This window comes from Oceanithermus profundus DSM 14977, assembly GCF_000183745.1.
GTDB lineage: Bacteria > Deinococcota > Deinococci > Deinococcales > Marinithermaceae > Oceanithermus > Oceanithermus profundus.
The window spans coordinates 355006-371940 of the sequence record NC_014761.1 but is presented as its reverse complement, the minus strand read 5'-3'; the positions used below and the strand labels follow the sequence as shown (position 1 = coordinate 371940).

General features: G+C 70.2%; 17 protein-coding genes and 1 tRNA gene. 10 read left to right on the top strand and 8 right to left on the bottom strand.

Annotation, left to right across the window (positions count from 1 at the left end; translation table 11 throughout):
- The first annotated feature begins 60 nt into the window (after positions 1-60).
- A complete protein-coding gene (locus OCEPR_RS01855; RefSeq protein ID WP_013457007.1) occupies positions 61-1326 on the top strand; it encodes a carboxypeptidase-like regulatory domain-containing protein in 1266 nt (421 codons plus the stop codon).
- A gap of 45 nt (positions 1327-1371) precedes the next feature.
- Here the strand turns inward: OCEPR_RS01855 and trmH are convergent, their stop codons facing one another.
- From trmH to OCEPR_RS01835, 4 genes are read right to left on the bottom strand one after another with little or no spacing between them, the layout of a single operon-like run.
- Positions 1372-2016 carry a tRNA (guanosine(18)-2'-O)-methyltransferase TrmH gene (gene trmH / locus OCEPR_RS01850; protein WP_013457006.1) on the bottom strand — a complete coding sequence of 215 codons (645 nt, stop codon included), beginning with the start codon at positions 2014-2016 and terminating at the stop codon, positions 1372-1374.
- A 9-nt stretch (positions 2017-2025) separates the two neighbouring features.
- Complete coding sequence (gene hisG / locus OCEPR_RS01845) at positions 2026-2670, bottom strand: ATP phosphoribosyltransferase (RefSeq protein ID WP_013457005.1); 645 nt, start codon at positions 2668-2670, stop codon at positions 2026-2028.
- Positions 2667-3767 carry an ATP phosphoribosyltransferase regulatory subunit gene (locus tag OCEPR_RS01840; protein ID WP_041554401.1) on the bottom strand — a complete coding sequence of 367 codons (1101 nt, stop codon included), beginning with the start codon at positions 3765-3767 and terminating at the stop codon, positions 2667-2669. The genes hisG and OCEPR_RS01840 overlap by 4 nt, the downstream gene beginning before the upstream one ends.
- 22 nt (positions 3768-3789) lie before the next feature.
- Positions 3790-4452, bottom strand: coding sequence for a DNA/RNA nuclease SfsA (locus tag OCEPR_RS01835; protein WP_013457003.1), 663 nt, complete (start codon positions 4450-4452; stop codon positions 3790-3792).
- An 81-nt stretch (positions 4453-4533) separates the two neighbouring features.
- Between OCEPR_RS01835 and OCEPR_RS01830 the strand changes: the two genes are divergently transcribed.
- From OCEPR_RS01830 to OCEPR_RS01790, 9 genes are all read left to right on the top strand, one after another.
- Positions 4534-5379, top strand: coding sequence for a MurR/RpiR family transcriptional regulator (locus tag OCEPR_RS01830; RefSeq protein WP_013457002.1), 846 nt, complete (start codon positions 4534-4536; stop codon positions 5377-5379).
- A gap of 105 nt (positions 5380-5484) precedes the next feature.
- On the top strand, positions 5485-6543 hold the full coding sequence (locus tag OCEPR_RS01825; protein WP_013457001.1) for a sugar ABC transporter substrate-binding protein: 1059 nt from the start codon (positions 5485-5487) through the stop codon (positions 6541-6543).
- A gap of 45 nt (positions 6544-6588) precedes the next feature.
- Complete coding sequence (locus tag OCEPR_RS01820; protein ID WP_013457000.1) at positions 6589-8112, top strand: sugar ABC transporter ATP-binding protein; 1524 nt, start codon at positions 6589-6591, stop codon at positions 8110-8112.
- A 4-nt stretch (positions 8113-8116) separates the two neighbouring features.
- Positions 8117-9100: an ABC transporter permease gene (locus OCEPR_RS01815; RefSeq protein ID WP_013456999.1), complete on the top strand. Its 984-nt coding sequence runs from the start codon at positions 8117-8119 to the stop codon at positions 9098-9100.
- Between the two features lies 1 nt (position 9101).
- On the top strand, positions 9102-10214 hold the full coding sequence (gene mtnA / locus OCEPR_RS01810; protein WP_013456998.1) for an S-methyl-5-thioribose-1-phosphate isomerase: 1113 nt from the start codon (positions 9102-9104) through the stop codon (positions 10212-10214).
- Positions 10215-10216: 2 nt separating this feature from the next.
- Positions 10217-11479 (top strand): S-methyl-5-thioribose kinase, encoded by a 1263-nt coding sequence (gene mtnK / locus OCEPR_RS01805; protein WP_013456997.1) that lies wholly within the window; start codon positions 10217-10219, stop codon positions 11477-11479.
- Positions 11472-12137, top strand: a complete 666-nt coding sequence (locus tag OCEPR_RS01800; RefSeq protein WP_013456996.1) for a ribulose-phosphate 3-epimerase — start codon at positions 11472-11474, stop codon at positions 12135-12137. The genes mtnK and OCEPR_RS01800 overlap by 8 nt, the downstream gene beginning before the upstream one ends.
- 10 nt (positions 12138-12147) lie before the next feature.
- A complete protein-coding gene (gene lsrF, locus OCEPR_RS01795) occupies positions 12148-12951 on the top strand; it encodes a 3-hydroxy-5-phosphonooxypentane-2,4-dione thiolase (protein ID WP_013456995.1) in 804 nt (267 codons plus the stop codon).
- Between the two features lie 46 nt (positions 12952-12997).
- The gene (locus OCEPR_RS01790) at positions 12998-14029 is read left to right on the top strand and encodes a zinc-dependent dehydrogenase (RefSeq protein WP_013456994.1); all 1032 of its coding nucleotides are present in this window, start codon (positions 12998-13000) and stop codon (positions 14027-14029) included.
- 62 nt (positions 14030-14091) lie between these two features.
- On the opposite strand, the gene OCEPR_RS01785 is transcribed toward OCEPR_RS01790, so the two are convergent.
- The 4 genes from OCEPR_RS01785 to OCEPR_RS01770 form a co-directional block, all read right to left on the bottom strand.
- A complete protein-coding gene (locus OCEPR_RS01785; RefSeq protein ID WP_013456993.1) occupies positions 14092-14913 on the bottom strand; it encodes a ferredoxin--NADP reductase in 822 nt (273 codons plus the stop codon).
- Between the two features lie 98 nt (positions 14914-15011).
- A tRNA-Gly gene (locus tag OCEPR_RS01780) sits at positions 15012-15087 on the bottom strand.
- Positions 15088-15704: 617 nt separating this feature from the next.
- On the bottom strand, positions 15705-16370 hold the full coding sequence (gene ispD, locus OCEPR_RS01775; RefSeq protein ID WP_013456992.1) for a 2-C-methyl-D-erythritol 4-phosphate cytidylyltransferase: 666 nt from the start codon (positions 16368-16370) through the stop codon (positions 15705-15707).
- Between the two features lies 1 nt (position 16371).
- On the bottom strand, positions 16372-16926 hold the full coding sequence (locus tag OCEPR_RS01770; RefSeq protein ID WP_013456991.1) for a UbiX family flavin prenyltransferase: 555 nt from the start codon (positions 16924-16926) through the stop codon (positions 16372-16374).
- Between the last annotated feature and the right edge of the window lie 9 nt (positions 16927-16935).

The window sequence follows — 16935 nt, the reverse complement described above, 5'->3', positions numbered from 1 at the left end:
AGGGGCTTGTGACGCTCTTGTGACGCTTCGCCGCTAGCCTCAAGCTGGAGGTGAAGCGCGATGAAATGGAAGCTTCTTGCCCTCGCGGTCCTGGCGGCCGCGCTGCTCGCCGCCTGCGGGGCCCCCAAGGTGGCGACGGTGCAGATAACGGGCGTCGTCGTGAACTCGAACGGCCTGCCGGTGCCGGGGATCCGCGTGCTCGTGCCCGGACAGTCGGTGGTCACCACCGACGGCAGCGGCCGCTTTTCGTTCGACGGGATCACCACGCCCTACACCCTGATCGTGGAACAGAAGAGCAACGACTTTGTTGTCTACCAGGGTCTCACGCGCACCGATCCCTACGTCTTCGTGAACGACAGCACGGGGTCGTACAGCGCGGACGTGAGCGGGGACGTCCAAAGCACGACGTCGGGCGACACCGTCGGCGTGCAGGTCGTCTCGGACCACGCCCTGGGCTACACCAGCGTGACGGCGCCCGGCAGCACGACCAGCTACAGCCTCAACGTCAAGCTCCTTCAGCCCGTAGCCAGCGCCGCCGTCTACGCGCTCGAGTGGAGCGAGGACGCGAACGGGAACGCGCAGGACTTCGCGGGGTACGGCACCCACGCAGACCTCAACCTGGCGACCGGTGACAACCTGGCGAACGTGGACGTCCTGCTCACCCCCATCTCCGGCACCCACGACCTCACCGTCACCACCGACATCCCCACGGGGCTGAACCCCTCGATCCAGGCCGCGGGCGTCCGCTTCGCCGCTCCGGACGTCTGGGGGCTTGCCATCGTCACCTACCAGGACACCAGCCCTGCCGGCGCCCAGTTCACCGTGCGCAGCCCCACCCTCGCCGCCGCCCGGACGGTGCTCTACGCCGCCGCCTCGGGCGGCAGCCAGCTGTTCAGCGTCCGCTGGACGGGCGTCCCGACCTCCGCGACCGCGCACACCCTGGCCCTCTACGATCCCGTCGCCCTTCTCGAGCCCAGCGACGGGGCCAGCATCGCCGCCGACGCGCCCTTCCGCTGGCAGCCCCCGGACGGGGCGATCACGATGCTCGCCTTCAGCGGCGACCTCAACCTCACCGTCTACACCGCGGGGAGCGAGTTCGTGCTGCCCGACCTGAGCCCCTTCGGCGCGAGCTACGGCACCAACCCCTACACCTGGCAGGTGGTCGCCTTCCGCCTCGACGGACTGCTCGAGGGCGACCTCGACCAGCTGACGGCCGCGGGCCAGACCCCGCCCATGCTTATCCTGTTGGCCACCTTCTTCGGCGCCCCGCTGAGCGAGAGCGGCTACATGGTCAGCAGCGACCCGTACGGCTTCTCGCTGCAGTAGACGCCGGCATCCCCCATGACGGCGCGCCGCCCCCGGGGCGGCGCGTCAAACGATGCGGCCCTCTTCGTCCAGCGGCGGGTAGGGCAGCCCCTGCCGCCGCAGCACCGCGGCCTCGCGCGGGTAGGCCCACTCGAAGAGGGTGCGTCGGTAGGTCTCGGGGTCGAGCCGCGGCCGCGCGTAGAGGCCGGCGGCGAGCCGCTGGCACTGCGCCTCGAAGAGGATCACCGCGGCGGCCACCGAAACGTTGAGGCTCTGGACCATGCCCATCATGGGGATGATGACGTCGGCGTCGGCGAGCTCGGCGGCGCGCGGGCTCACCCCCCACTTCTCCGCGCCCAGGAGCACCGCCGAGGGGCGGGTGTAGTCGACCTCGCGGTAGTCCACCGCGCGCTCCGAGAGGTTGGCGGCGTAGACGGTGAAGCCCCGCCCCTTCAGGTGTTCGAGGGCCGCCTCGACGTTCGGGTGCACCCGCAGGTAGACCCACTTCTCGCTGCCGCCGGAGGTGTCGTGGAAGGTCGGCACCCCACCGGTGGGGTTGACCGCGTGGGCCTCGTAGACGCCCACCGCGTCGGCGGTGCGCAGGATGGCCGAGAGGTTGTGGGGCTTGTGGACGTTCTCCATCAGGACCGTCAGGTCGGGCTGGCGCTTGTCCAGCACGTCCCTGAGGCGGCGGTAGCGCTCGGGCGTCACGAGGGCATTCTACCGGGGGTCGGCCCCGCCGCCGGCCCGCGCCGCCTCGCGGAGGCGCTCGATCAAGGGCCAGAGAACGGCGCGCTTGAGCTTGAGGGCGCTCCGGTTCACGACCAGGCGGGCGCTCGAGTGCGCCAGCACCTCCACCTCGACGAGGCCGGCGGCGCGGATCGTGCTGCCGGTCTGCACCACGTCCACCACCGCGTCGGCCAGGCCCGTGAGCACCGCCAGCTCGACGTTGCCCGAGAGCTTGACCACGTCGGCCACCAGGCCCCGCGAGCGCAGCCAGGCCTGGGTAAACCGCGGGTACTTGCTCGCCACCCGCCGCACCGGGGCCCCGTCGCCCGGCCGGCGGATGAGCGAGAGCCGGCAGGCGCCGAACCCCAGGTCCACCGGTTCGTAGAGGTCGCGCCCGGCCTCGAGCAGCACGTCGCGCCCGGCCACGCCCACGTCGGCGATCCCCAGGTCGACGTAGGTGGGCACGTCGCCGCCGCGCAGCTCGAGCACGGCCACCCCCTCCCCTGCGTGCCACAGCTCGCGTTCGCCGGCGGCCGCGGGCAGCGGGTAGCCCGCGCGCGCGAAGATGCGGTAGGCGTCCTGCATCATCCGCCCCTTGGGCAGGGCCACCACCCAGTCGAAGCTGGAGAAGGTCACGGCCGCACCTCGCCTTCGGGGCCGGCGATGCGGGGGATCCCGCGGGCGTGGGCGTAGGCCCGGAGTTCGTCCAGGTCGTCGGTCCAGGCGAGCTCCACCACGAGGCCCTGCGCGCGCAGGGCGCGGGCCGTGGCCGCGTCCAGCGCCAGCGCGTCCGGCACCGGCGCGGCCGCGGGCCGCCCGGCGGCCTCGAGCACGCGCTCGAGCCCCAACGCGAACCCGGCGGCGAAGGGCACCCCCGCGCCGTCGTAGCGGCCGCCGCCGAGGAGGGGCAGGCCGAAGTCGGGGGTGTAGGCGCGGAAGTGGATGCCCGAGTAGTAGTCGTAGGCCCGGGCCATGCCCAGGTCGAAGAGCGGCTCGACCCCCGCGGGCAAGAGCGCCAGCACCTCCTCGAGCCAGTCGAGGTCGATGCGCGCCCGCTCGCTCACCGCGTGCCGCCGCGCCGCCGCCAGCACCTCGCGCCCTCCGAAGAGGTCGGGCAACGCCAGAAGCGCCTCCGCCAGCGCCCCGCGCACCCCGTAGCGCTCGAGCCGCTCGGCCAGCTCCGGGGTGTTCTTGCGGTCGATGGCGGCGTGGAGCCGCCGCACCGGTTCCGGCTCCAGGCCGGTGGCGTCGAGCAGGTCGGCCACGAAGGCGGGGAGGCCCACCTCGATGCGCGCCCCCGCGAGCCCCGCCGCCGCCAGCGCCTCGGCCGCGAGCGCGATCAACTCGGCGTCGATCCGGGGCGAGGAGGCCCCGAAGACCTCGACGCCCACCTGCGCGAACTCGCGCATGCGCCCCAGCCCCACCTCGCTGTCGCGCAGCCACAGCCGCCCGGCGTACTGCAGCCGCTGGGGCGCCGGCCCCAGGTCCTGCGTCTGCGCCATCCGCACCAGCGCGGTGGTGAACTCCGAGCGCAGCGCCAGCACCCGGCCGCTCTTGTCCACCAGCTTGAAGGCGCGCTCCGCCAGCGGATGGGCGGGGTCGAAGATTTCCAGCGCCGGCAGCTCCACGGGCGCGTAGCCCCAGGCGGCGAAGAGCTCGCGCCAGCGCGCCGTCAGCTGCAGCCGCGCCTGCGCCTCGGGCGGCAGGTAGTAGCGGGTCCCTTCGGGGATCACGTTGCGGGCCTCCTCGCGCGCGTCACGCTCCACAGTATAGGGGGAGCTCTGCGTCCCATACGAGGCCCGCAGGCTCGACGCGCGCCCGCACCGCCCGCGCCCAGAGGCCGGCCTCGAGCGCCCGGCAGAGCGCGCGGCCGAAGGCGGGGTCGACCGGGCAGGGGGCGAACCGCTCGGCGTCGGCCCGCAGCACCGCGAAGACGAGCGCCCCCCGGTGCCGGACGAGCAGCTGCAGGTGCCGCAGGGCCCGCGCCGAGGGGGCGTCGGGGAAGCAGGCGCCGCCCGCTTCCACGTGGGTGACCGACTTGAGCTCCAAGAGCCGCTCGCGCCCCGCTTCGTCGCGGACGAGGGCGTCGAGCCGGCTCCCCTCCACCCGCGGCTGGGCGGAGACGAACCCCCAGCCCCAGCGCTCGAGCAGCCGCGGCAGCCCCGCCTCGGCGTACGCCGAGTCGAGCAGCGCCCAGACCGCCCCGTCCCGCGCCAGCAGCACCCGCCCCTCGGTGCGCCCGCCCGAGCGCGGCAGGTAGCGCAGCCGCGCCTCCGGCGCCAGCCAGGCGAGCCGGCCGGTGTTGGGCAGGTGCAGCCGCAGCTCCCGGCCCTCGCTCCGGGCCCGCACCACGAAGCGGTTCTCCCGCCGAATCAGGCGGGCCTCGAGGCTCTCGGGAAAACGCACGTCCAACCCCACCCCATCAGCCTATACCCGCCGTTGACAGCGGCCCCGCCCCGGGGTACAATCACTACAACCCAGAGGTAGTGGGACTACACAATGGGAACGAACGCAAGGGTACTCTCACGCATCAACAGCTTCTACGACAAGCTCTCGCCCTCGGAACGGCGGGTGGCCGACTACGTGCGCGAGCACCCGGAACAGGTCATCCACATGCCGCTGGCCAAGCTGGCCCAGCAGGCGGGGGTGAGCGACCCCTCGGTGCTGCGCTTCTGCCGCGCCATCGGCTACCGCGGCTACCTCGACTTCAAGGTGGCCCTCACCCAGGACCTGGCCTCGCCGGTGCAGTTCATCCACGAGACCGTCGACCCCTCCGACGGCCCCCGCGAGATCGCGCAGAAGGTCTTCGCCGCCGCCAACCGGGCGCTGCTGGAGACCCTGCAGAGCCTCGACACGGCCGGCATCGAACGCGTCGTCGACCTCATCGACGGCGCCAAGCGCACCCTGATCATCGGCGTGGGCACCTCCGCACCCATCGCCCAAACCTTCTACAACCGCCTCTTCCGCCTGGGCCTGCCCGTCTGGATCCAGACCGACTCCTACCTGCAGCTCATGCACGCCGCCCTCCTGGGGCCGGACGACGTGGTGGTCGGCATCTCCCAGACCGGGGCCTCGACCGACCCCGTGCTCACGCTCGAGGAGGCCAAGAAGCACGGGGCCGCCACCGTGGCCATCACCGGCTCGCTCTCGTCGCCCATCACCCAGCAGGCCGACGTCACCCTCTACTCCAGCTACCACGAACTGCGCCCGGAAGCCGCCTCGTCGCGCATCGCCCAGATCGCCATCGTCGAGACGATCTACGTCGCGCTGAGCATGCGCCGCCTCAAGACCGCCGACTCCGACGAGCGGCGCATCTGGGAGGCCCTGTCCCGAAAGACCCTGTGAGCACGGAGGGAGGTGAGAGCGCGACCAACCGCACCGGACCGTTCGGCCTGAAATCCCTTTTGCATTCACCGCACCCCCGCGGTGCGACCGAAGGAGTGGTTCCAAATGGGTAAACCCGACCTCAGCCGCCGTAAATTCATGATCCAAAGCGCCCTCGCCTCGATGGGCATCGTCGCCGGCCCTGCCTTCCTGCAGACCGTGCGCGCCGCCGAAGGCAAGAACCGGCCCCTCAAGGCCGCCTTCTCCAACGCCGGCCTCCAGGCCACCTGGTGCGCCCAGGGCAAGGACACCGTCGAGCAGTGGGGCGAGTGGCTGGGCGTGGAGATCCACTGGTACGACGGGCAGCTCGACGTCGCCAAGCAGCGCGCCGCCGTGGACGCCATGGCCGCCAAGGACTGGGACTTCGTCGCCATTCAGTCGCTCTCGATCGGCTCGCTGGTGGAGCCGGTGCAGAAGATGATCGACAAGGGCATCCCGGTCATCGCCATGGACACCATGCTCGCCCCCTGGGGCAAGATCAAGCAGCACACCTTCATCGCCCCCGACAACGTCTGGATGGCCGAGCAGGTTACGCAGGCTCTGGTGGACGCCATCGGCGGCAAGGGCAACATCGTCATGACCCAGGGCTCGCTGGGCCACACCGGGGCCCAGGGGCGGGCGCAGGGCTTTTACAACGTGGTCAAGCGCTACCCCGATATCAAGGTGATCGACGAGTCGCCCGCCGACTGGGACGTGGCCAAGGTGGCGCAGCTTTGGGAGAACCTCCTCAACCGCTACAAGAAGATCGACGCCGCCTTCTTCCACAACGACGACATGGCGCTGGCCGCCTACCACGTGATCAAGAACGCCGGCCGCGAGAACGAGATCGTCCTCGGCGGCATCGACGGCATGCCCCCCGCGGTCCAGGCGGTGCTCGACGGCAAGCTGCACGCCACCGCCCGCAACTCCTCGGCGCGCATCCACTGGGGCGCGCTGGTCGCGGGGTACTACGCGGCCATGCTCAAGGAGCAACCGGGCAAGGACATCCCCGAGTTCATCCTCGCCGACGGCCCCGCCATCCTGCCCCCGAGCAAGGAGAAGACCGACAAGCCCTGGCTGCTCAAGGGCTACGGCATCGGCGCCGGCCCCGGCCTGCTCTGGCAGGAGAAGCACTTCCTGGCCTAGCCTCCCCGGCCCCCGGCCCCGCGGGGCCGGGGGCGCCTCCCCGACATGGAAACGACCGCACCCCTGCTCGAGCTCCACCACGTCGCCAAGCGCTTCGGCGGCATCCAGGCCCTTTCGGACATCGACTTCGACGTGCGCCGCGGCGAGGTGCACGCCCTCGTCGGCGAGAACGGCGCGGGCAAGTCCACGATGATGAAGATCCTCGCCGGCGTCATCCCCGACTACGAGGGGGAGATGGTCTGGCAGGGCCGGACGGTGCGGCTCAAGAACCCGCGCCACGCCCTCGACCTGGGCATCGCCATGATCCACCAGGAGTTGAGCGTGATGCCCGAGCTGACCGTCGCCGAGAACATCTTCCTGGGGCGTCAGCCGCTCTCCGGCGGGGTGGTGGACTGGCCGCGGATCTTCCGCGAGGCCGAGGCCATCCTGGCCGAGCTGGGTTTCGCGCACGTGAACGTCCGCGAGCCGCTCGAGCGCTACCCGCTGGGCGTGCACCAGCTCACCGAGATCGCCCGCGCCCTCACCTCGGGGGCCGAGCTGATCATCATGGACGAGCCCACCAGCGCCCTCAGCCCCATGGAGACCCGCCACCTGCTCGAGCTGACGCGCAACCTGGCGCGCGCCGGCAAGGCCGTGGTCTACATCTCCCATTTTCTCGAGGAGGTCACCTGGGTGGCCGACCGGGTCACGGTGCTGCGCGACGGGCGCAAGATCGCCACGCTCGAGGCCGGGGCCACCGACAAACAAGAACTCGTCCGGCTCATGCTGGGCAAGGAGGCCGCCTTCTTCGAAGAGTCCTACATGGGCGGCCGCACCGTCGTCGACCGCCACGCCGCCTCGGAGCCGGTGCTCGTCGTGGAGGGCCTGACGCGGCCGCGCACCTTCACCGACGTTCGCCTCGAGCTCCATCCCGGGGAGATCCTGGGCCTTTACGGCCTGATCGGCTCGGGCCACTTCGAGCTGGGCGAGGCGGTGTACGGCCTGCTCAAGCCCGCCGCGGGCCGGATCCTCCTGGAAGGACGGCCGGTCGGCGTCGGACCGCGGCGGGCCATCGACCGCGGCGTCGCCTACGTGCCCCCTTCCCGGCGCACCGGGCTGTTTTTGGAGAAACCAATTTACCAAAACGTAACCCTGCCCTGGCTGGCGCAGATCTCCGGGCTGGTGCCGCAGATCCCCCGCGAGGTCGCCGTGACCGACGAGGTGATCCGCCGCGTCGGCGTGCGCCCGCCCGATCCGCTCAAGGAGGTCGTCTTCCTCAGCGGCGGCAACCAGCAGAAGGTGGCCATCGCCCGCTGGCTGGTGGAACCCCCGAAGGTCTTCGTCGTCAGCGAGCCCACGCGCGGCATGGACGTCGGGGCCAAGGAAGAGGTGATGAAGATCCTGCGTGAACTCAGCCAGGCCGGCGTGGGCGTGCTGCTCATCTCCTCGGAACCCGAGACGGTGCTGGCCGCGAGCGAGCGCATTTTGGTGATGGCCAAGGGCCGCATCGTGCGCGAGTTCGTGGGCGAGACCGTGACCAAGGAACAGCTGCTGCACGCCGCCGCCGGCGAGCTGGCCGAAGCGAGGTAACGCCATGGCAAACGAACCCCACGACTCCCCCAACCCCTCCGGCCGCTGGCGGACCTTTCTGGCCAAGAGCCGCGAGTTCGCCCCGGTCTGGACGCTGCTGGCGCTGATCCTGTTCTTCTCGGTCTACTCCGACAGCTTCCTCACGCTGGAGAACGCCGCCAACATCCTCAACCAGGTCGCGCTGCTGGCCATCATGGGCACGGGCATCACCTTCGTGCTGCTCACCGCCCAGATCGACCTCTCGGTCTCCTACATGGCCACCTTCGCCGGGGTGGTGGCGGCCTACTACACCGCCGGCCACCTGCCCCAGCCCTGGCCCATCGTCGCGGCGCTGCTGGCCGCGGGCGCGCTGGGCTGGATCAACGGCGTGGGCACCGCACGGCTCGGCATCCCCTCGTTCATGGTCACCCTGGCCATGTCGCTCATCGCCTCGGGCCTCAGCCTCTACCTGACGCGCGGCCGCATCCTCTTCGACCTGCCGCCGCTCTCGGAGACCCTGGGCAGCGGCCGCATCCTCGGGGTCAAGTGGCTGGTCATCGTCGCCGCGCTCACCCTCCTGGTCGGCCACCTGGTGCTCAAGTACACCCGCTTCGGCCGGTACGTCTACATGACCGGCGCCAACCCCAAGGCCGCCGAGCTGGCCGGGGTGAACACCCGGGGCGTGGTCACCGCGGTGATGGTCATCGGGGCGCTCACCGCCGGCCTCGCCGGCGTGGTGGGCATCGGCCGCCTCGGCAGCGCCACCCCCACCGCCTTCGACGGCATGCTCATCGACGCCATCGGCGCGGTGGTGCTCGGCGGCACCTCGCTCTTCGGGGGCGTGGGCGGCATCCCCCAGACGATCGTGGGGCTCTTGATCCTGGGGGTGCTGCGCAACGGCCTCGACCAGGTTTCGGTGGACATCTACATGAAGACCCTGATCACCGGCGTCATCTTGCTCGCGGCGCTGGTGTTCAACATCCTCTTCGCGGGCAGAAAGGAAGCATGAGGTGAACGTAGGCGGCGAGCACTACCGCACGATCTGGCTCAAACCCGGCGACGACCGGGTGGTGCAGATCATCGACCAGCGGCCCCTACCCCACGCGTTCGTGATCGAAGACCTGGCGAGCAGCGACGCCATGGCCCGGGCGATCAAGGAAATGCACCTGCGCGGCGCCGGGCTGATCGGCGCGGCCGCCGGCTGGGGCATGTACCTGGCGGCGCTCGAGGCCCCGCAGGCTTCGATGGAAGCCTTCCTGGGCTACCTGCAGGCGGCAGGCGAGAAGCTCAAGAAGACCCGCCCCACCGCGGTCAACCTCGAGTGGGCCGTGGACCGCCAGCTGCGCGAGATCACCGGCCGCGCCCGGACCCCCGCGGAAGGGGTGCGGGTCGCGCACGACACCGCCCAGGCCATCGCCGACGAGGACGCCGAGTTCTGCCGCCGCATCGGCGAGCACGGGGTGAAGATCATCGAGGAGATCTACGAGAAGAAGGGCGATACCGTCCACATCCTCACCCACTGCAACGCCGGCTGGCTCGCCTTCGTGGACTACGGCACCGCCACCGCGCCCATGTACGAGGCGCAGAAGCGCGGCATCCCCATCCACGTCTGGGTGGACGAGACCCGGCCCCGCAACCAGGGCGCGCGGCTGACGGCCTGGGAACTGGTGCAGCAGGGCGTGCCCCACACCGTGGTGGCCGACAACGTGGGCGGGCACCTGATGCAGCACGGCCTGGTGGACCTGGTGATCACAGGCGCCGACCGGGTGACCCGCTGCGGCGACGTGGCCAACAAGATCGGCACCTACCTCAAGGCCCTGGCCGCCGCCGACAACGGCGTACCCTTCTACGTGGCGCTGCCCAGCAGCACCCTCGACTGGTCGATCTGCGACGGCGTCGCCGAGATCCCCATCGAGCAGCGCGGCGAGGAGGAGGTCAAGTACATCCAGGGGCTCTCCGACGGCGAGGTCAAGCGCGTCCTCCTCACCCCGCCCGAAAGCCCCGCCGCCAACTACGGCTTCGACGTCACCCCGGCCCGGCTGGTGAAAGGCCTCATCACCGAGCGCGGCATCGCCGCCGCCAGCGAAGCGGGCCTGCTCGAGCTCTACCCCGAAAGGAGGTAACCGTGGCCTACCAACCGCTCACCCCCGAAACGCTCCTCGACTACCTGAAGGGCCGGCCGGCGCTGGCCGGGATCCTGCCGCCGGACGAGACCTACGACGTCCAGGAGGTCGGGGACGGCAACCTCAACCTGGTCTTCGTGGTCCAGAGCCGCGAGAACCCGGTGCACACCCTGGTGGTCAAGCAGGCGCTCCCCTACCTGCGCGTCGTCGGCGAGGACTGGCCGCTCACCCGCGACCGCGTCATCTACGAGACCGAGGCGCTCAAGCTCCACAACAAGTACGCCCCCGGGCTGGCGCCACAGGTCTACGACCACGACTACGAGATGTCCACGCTGATGATGGAGAACCTGAACCGCCACGAGATCATGCGCAAGCCGCTGGTCCGTCGGGTCAAGTTCCCGAACTTCGCCGAGGACATCGCCACCTTCCTAGCGAACACCCTCTTCCACACCTCCGACCTCTACCTGAAGGGTGAGGAGAAGAAGGCGCTCGTGGAGCGCTTCATGAACCCCCATCTGCGCAAGCTGCAGGAGGACTTCGTCTACACCAACCCCTTCAAAGAATCGCCCGAGAACAACTGGAACCCGCTGCTCGACGACCTGGTGCAGGAGGTCCGCCGCGACGGCGAGCTCAAGGAGCGCGTGGCCTGGCTGAAGGAAGGCTACATGAACCATGCGCAGTCGCTGATCCACGCCGACCTGCACACCGGCTCAATCATGATCAACCAGGAAGAGACCCGGGTCATCGACCCCGAGTTCGCCTTCGTGGGGCCGGCGGGGTACGACGTGGCCGCGGTGCTGCAGAACCTGATGCTCAGCTACGCCTCCCACTACGCCCACACCCCCGACCCGGAAGAGCGCGCCGACTACCAGGCCTGGCTCATGGAGACGATGAAGCAGATCTGGGAGCGGTTCGCCCAGAAGTTCGAGAACCTCTGGGTCGCGCACCCCGAGGGCGACCTCATGCCCGCGGACTACTGGGACTACCCGGGCGGCGAAGCCGACTTCGCCCGCTTCCGCAAGGACTACCTCGCCGGCATCTTCCGCGACATGGTGGGCATCGCCGGCACCAAGGCGCTCCGGCGCATGATGGGCATCGTCAGCGTCTGGGACATCTCCAGCATCGAGGATCCGGAAAAGCGCGCCGTGGCCGAGCGCTTCGCCATCCAGGTGGGGCGCCGCTGGATCAAGGAGATGGACGAGATCGCGAACATCGACCGGTTCCTCGACGTCATGCGGGAGGAGGCGGAAAGGGTTCATGCCTGAGACCCTGCTTTCGGTGGGCGTGCTCGCGGCCGACCTGGGGCGGCTGGCCGAGGAGCTGGCGCGGCTCGAGGAAGCCGGGGCGGACTGGATCCACCTCGACGTGATGGACGGCGTCTTCGCCCCGCAGATCCTGGGCGACGTCGCCCTCTTCAGGGCGGTGCGCCGCCTTACCAGCCTGCCGCTGGACGTGCACCTGATGGTGCAAAACCCCGAGCGGCACGTGGCCGCCTTCGAGGGGGCGGACTGGATCACCGTCCACGCCGAGGCGGGGCCGCACCTGCACCGGGCGGTGGCCGAGGCCAAGCGCGTGGGAGCCAGGGCGGGCGTGGCCCTGAACCCCGGGACCCACATCAGCGGCGTGGTGGCGCTGGTCGACGAAATCGACCTCGTCCTCTTCGTGGCCGTGGACCCGGGCTTCCCGGGCGGCGGCTTCGTTCGCGGTACGCTGCGCAAGGTCGCGCAGCTGCGCCGGAAGCTCGACGACCTGGGGGTGAGCGGCGTCCGCATCGGCGTCGACGGCGGCATCGATCTGACCAACGCGGCCGAGGTCGCCGCCAGCGGCGCCGACGTGGTGGTTTCGGGCTCGGCGGTCTTCAAGGGCGCCGGACCCGAGGAGAACATCCAAGCGTTCCATACGGCCTTCGGACGGAAAGGATAGGAGGAAGGACATGCGAGAACTCAACATGGACTGGGGCATGAAGAACCGCTACCACAGCGTCTTCAACGAAAAGAGCGGGCGCACCATCTTCTTCGCGGTGGACCACGGCTACTTCATGGGGCCGACGACGGGCCTCGAAGACATGTACAAGGCCATCCACCCGGCGATCGACTACGCCGACGCCCTCATGCTCACCCGCGGAGCCCTGCGCAACGCCGTGGATCCCAAGCTGAAGAAGCCCATCTCGCTGCGCGTCTCCAGCGGCACCAGCATCCTCAACGAGGACCTGCTGCACGAGGGCATCTCGGTGGGCATCGAGGAGGCCGTGCGCATGAACGCCGCCTTCGTGGCCTTCTCGGTGATGGTGGGCACGCCGGCGAGTGAGCGCGACACCATCCTGGAATTCTCCAAGATGGTGGACGCCGCCGAGCGCTACGGCATCCCCACCCTGGGCGTGGTGGCCGTGGGCCGCGGCCTCGACCGCGACGCCCGCTACCTCAGCCTCGCCACCCGCATGGTTGGCGAGCTGGGCGCGCGCCTGGTGAAAACCTACTACTGCGAGAACTTCGAACGCGTCATCGAGACCAGCCTGGTCCCGGTGGTCATCGCCGGCGGCAAGAAGATCCCCGAGCGCGACGCGCTGCAGATGGCCCGCGACGCCCTCGACGCCGGCGCCATCGGCGTGGACATGGGCCGCAACGTCTTCCAGGCCGACGACCCGGTGGCGATGATGCGGGCGCTGGCCAAGCTGGTGCACGAAGACGGCAGCGTCGAGGACGCCTACGCCTACTACCAGGAGCTCAAGGGCAACTAGCGACCGCGCCGGGGGCGGCCCGCCCCCGGCCGCGAAGGAGGCCGCCGTGCGCGTAGCCATGTACTACAACAACCACGACGTGCGCCTGGAGGAGCAGCCGGTCCCCGAGATCGGGCCCGGCGAGGTGCTCATCAAGATCGTCGCCAGCGGCATCTGCGGCTCCGACGTGATGGAGTGGTACCGCATCAAGAAGGCGCCGCTGGTGCTGGGGCACGAGATCGCCGGCGACATCGTGGCCGTCGGCGAGGGCGTGACCGGGTTCCAGCCCGGCGACCGCGTGACCGCCACCCACCACGTGCCCTGCGGCCGCTGCGAATACTGCCAGCGCGGCCAGCACTCGCTTTGCCCCCTGATCAGCAACACCACGTACGACCCGGGGGGCTTCGCCGAGTACGTGAGGGTGCCCGCGATCAACGTCGAGACCCGGGGGGTGCTCAAGCTGCCCGACTCGGTGAGCTACGAGGAGGGCAGCTTCACCGAGCCCTTGGGTTGCGTGGTGCGGGGCCTGCGGGTGATGGGGTTCGAGCCCGCGCGCAGCGTGCTGGTGCTGGGGAGCGGGCTCTCAGGCCAGCTCGTCATCCGCACCGCCCGCGCCTACGGCGCCGGGAAGATCATCGCCACCGACATCAACGACTTCCGGCTCGAGATGGCGCGCAGGTCGGGGGCCGAGGTGGCCCTCCACGCCACCCGCGAGGACGTGGTGCAGCGGGTGCTCGAGGAAACGAACGGCGAGGGCGTGGACTACGTCATCCCCACCGCCGCCGCGCCGGCGCTCTTCGACCAAGCCATGCAGACGGTCAGGAAGGGCGGCACCGTGCTGCTCTACGGCATCATGGCCCCGGGCACCAAGGTGGCGTTCGACGTCTTCCCCTTCTGGAAGAAGCAGGTCAAGCTGCTCTCCACCTACGCCGCCGCGCCGCGCGACCTGGCCGAGGCGCTGGAGCTGATCCGGGCCCGGCGGGTGCCGGTGGAGGACCTGATCACCCACCGTCTGCCGCTCGCCGAGACGCAGAAGGGCTTCGAGCTGACCGCCGCCGGCGGCGACTCGATGAAGGTCATCATCGAACCCCAGCGCTGAGCGCCCACCGTCCCTACCCGCGCGCCGCCGAAACTCGGCGGCGCGCGGGCGTGAGGGCGGGCTCAGTACTCTTCGATGTACAGCTCGCCGGGTTCGCGGCCCTTGGCCTTGCGGTAGCCGGCGTTGGTCTCCAGCCAGGCCGCGACGTTTTCGACCATCTTCGGGTTACCGCAGAGGTAGACGTGGGTCCGCTCGGGATCGAGCGCGATCCCGCTCGCCTTCTCGATCTCGCCCGACGCCAGCATCTCTTCGATCCACATGCGGTGGCCGTTCCAGGTGGCGTCGGCGTCGGTGAGCGTCGGGAGGTAGTGGAAGTTGGGAAAGGCGTTGCGCAGGAAGGCCAGCTCGGCGTAGTACCCCAGGTCGCGCTGGTGCGAGGCCCCCTGAACCACCACCATGCGGCTCTGGGGCCGCTCGGCGACGTGGGAGCGCAGGAAGCTGATGAACGGGGTGATGCCGGTGCCGGTGGCGATCATGAGGATGTCCTGCTCGGGTGGGACGTCGGAAAGCCGGAAGCTGCCGACGATGCGGTCGCCCACGAAGAGGCGGTCGCCCACCTCGAGGGCGAAGAGGCGCGGGGTTAGCTGACCCGACTTCACCTGGGTGATGTAGAACTCGAACTCGCGCGTCTCGTGGCGCGCGGAGGCGATCGAGTAGGCCCGGCGGATCAGCTTGTCGGGCGGCGCCGGCTTGAACTCGTCGTCGGAGTTGGCCGAGCGCGGCTCGAAACCGAAACGGCCCAGGGTGGTGTACTGCCCCGCCGAAAACTCGGCGCGAGGTTCGTCGGTGACCGCCCGCAGGATCATCAGGTTGGGGGTGACCATGATCTTGCTGACGACGGTCGCGTTGTACTGGGTCTCGCGCAGCTGTTCGGGTGTGCTCATCGCTTCGCTTCCTTTGCTGGGCGCCGCCGCGCCCGCGCCATTATACGCAGGCCCCGCCCGGGACGCACAAGGAAAGCCCCCGGAACCGGGGGCTCTTCTGGAGCGGGAGACGGGACTCGAACCCGCGACCCCAACCTTGGCAAGGTTGTGCTCTACCAACTGAGCTACTCCCGCGTGCACCAGGCGCTCAGCAAGAAAGATGGTACAACAGGAGCGGTTTTTCTGCAAGCGGCGGTCGGCCCACAGGACGACGCCCAGAGGCAGGATCTTAGCGGGGGCCGAATGAGGTCCAGGGTCGGCGCGCCCGGATTTTACATGCTAGAACGTGCCGGTACGGACCGTTTTAGGCTCGAATAGACCTTGACAATCTGGTTTTTTCGAGGGTTTAGGTGCGCCCGAGACGGCCGGTCCATTATCCACCCCGATGCTTATCGCATATTTCGCATTTTTTGCCCCGAAAAACGGCCAAAAGGGCCTTAGAATTTTCCATATATCCGGTCAAGTGGCGCGAACGCCGTCGTAGACGGGGCCGAGAATCGCCCTGTCGCAAAAAGAAAAGCCCCGTAAGGGGATGAACCGTTGCCGCCCTTCCCGCGGGAAGGGCGGTTCCTTTTGCTGGCTTTCCAGCCCACAACCGCACCAAACGCGGGTTTTCGCGCGCTAGGCGGCCGGTGCGGAACGGGGGCTCAGGGCTCTTGGTCCCGGAGCTTCGTTTCCCACTCCCCGGTCGCCGGGTTCAACCGCGGAACCTTCGCGCCTCCACTCCAGACCGCGCGGCGCCGGCCGCCGGGTCAAACCGGACGCCGGTCCCACGTGCGGGCCAGGGCCTCGGCCAGGGCCAGGTCTTCGGGGAAGGTGACCTTGAACATGCGGCGGTCACCGGGAACCAGCTCGACGGGGTAGCCCAGCGCCCGCACCAGCTGGGCCTCGTCGGTGGCCAGCAGGCCCCGGGCGCGGGCGAGCTGGTGGGCCTCGGCGAGCAGCTCGCGGAAGAAGGCCTGGGGGGTCTGCACCAGCGCGTAGCGGCCGCGGTCGAGCGCGGGCCCGTAGCGGCCCTCCTCGGGCTCGATCAGGGTGTCGGGCACCGGCACCACCGGCACCGCCGCCCCACCCGCGGCGACGGCCTGCAGCAGCCGGTCCACGACCGCGGGAACCACGAAGGGGCGGGCCGCGTCGTGCACGAGCACCACGTCGCCCCGGGCCCCCTGGAGCAGCCGCGCCACGCTCTCCTGGCGCTCCTCCCCGCCCTCGAGAAAGCGGACGTTGGCCGGCGCCGCAGGCGGCTCGGCCTCGGGCGGCAGGGCCACGCGCACCTCGTCGGCCCAGGCGAAGGCTTCGAGCACCCATTCGAGCAGGGTGCGGCCCCCCACCCGCACGAAGGCCTTGGGGCCGCGCCCCAGCCGCGTGCCCTGGCCGGCGGCGGGGACGAGGACGGAGACGGTCGTGGACGGGGGCACCCTAACCTCCCCAGCGCGCCCCGTCGCCCTCGAGGCCCAGATGGTCGAGGATGCGTTGGGAAACGAAGCCAAGCAGGTCTTCGATCGTCTCGGGCCGGTGGTAGAAGCCGGGGCTCGCCGGGAGGACCACGGCGCCCGCCCGGGCCAGCTTGAGCAGAGCCTCGAGCGTCACCTCCGGCAGGGGCGCCTCCCGCGGCACCACCACGAGGGGCCGCCGCTCCTTGAGGTGCACGTAGGCGGCCCGGAGCAGCAGGTTGTCGGCGATGCCGGCGGCCAGTTTGCCCACGGTGGTGGCGCTCGCCGGCACCACGACCATGCCGGCGGTGGGGAAGCTGCCCGAGGCCGGGGCCGCGCCCAGGTCGTCGGGATCGTAGACCACGTCGGCGTGCGCCGCCAGCTCCGCGGGGTCGCCCCCTTCCCGGGCGTAGACCCGGAGCGCCCCGCGGCTGACGATGAGGTGGACCTCGACGCCCTCACGAACCGCGAGCTGACCCAGCAGGTTGCGGGCGTAGGGCATCCCCGACGCTCCGCTGACCCCCACGACGATGCGCTTCACCCTTGCAGC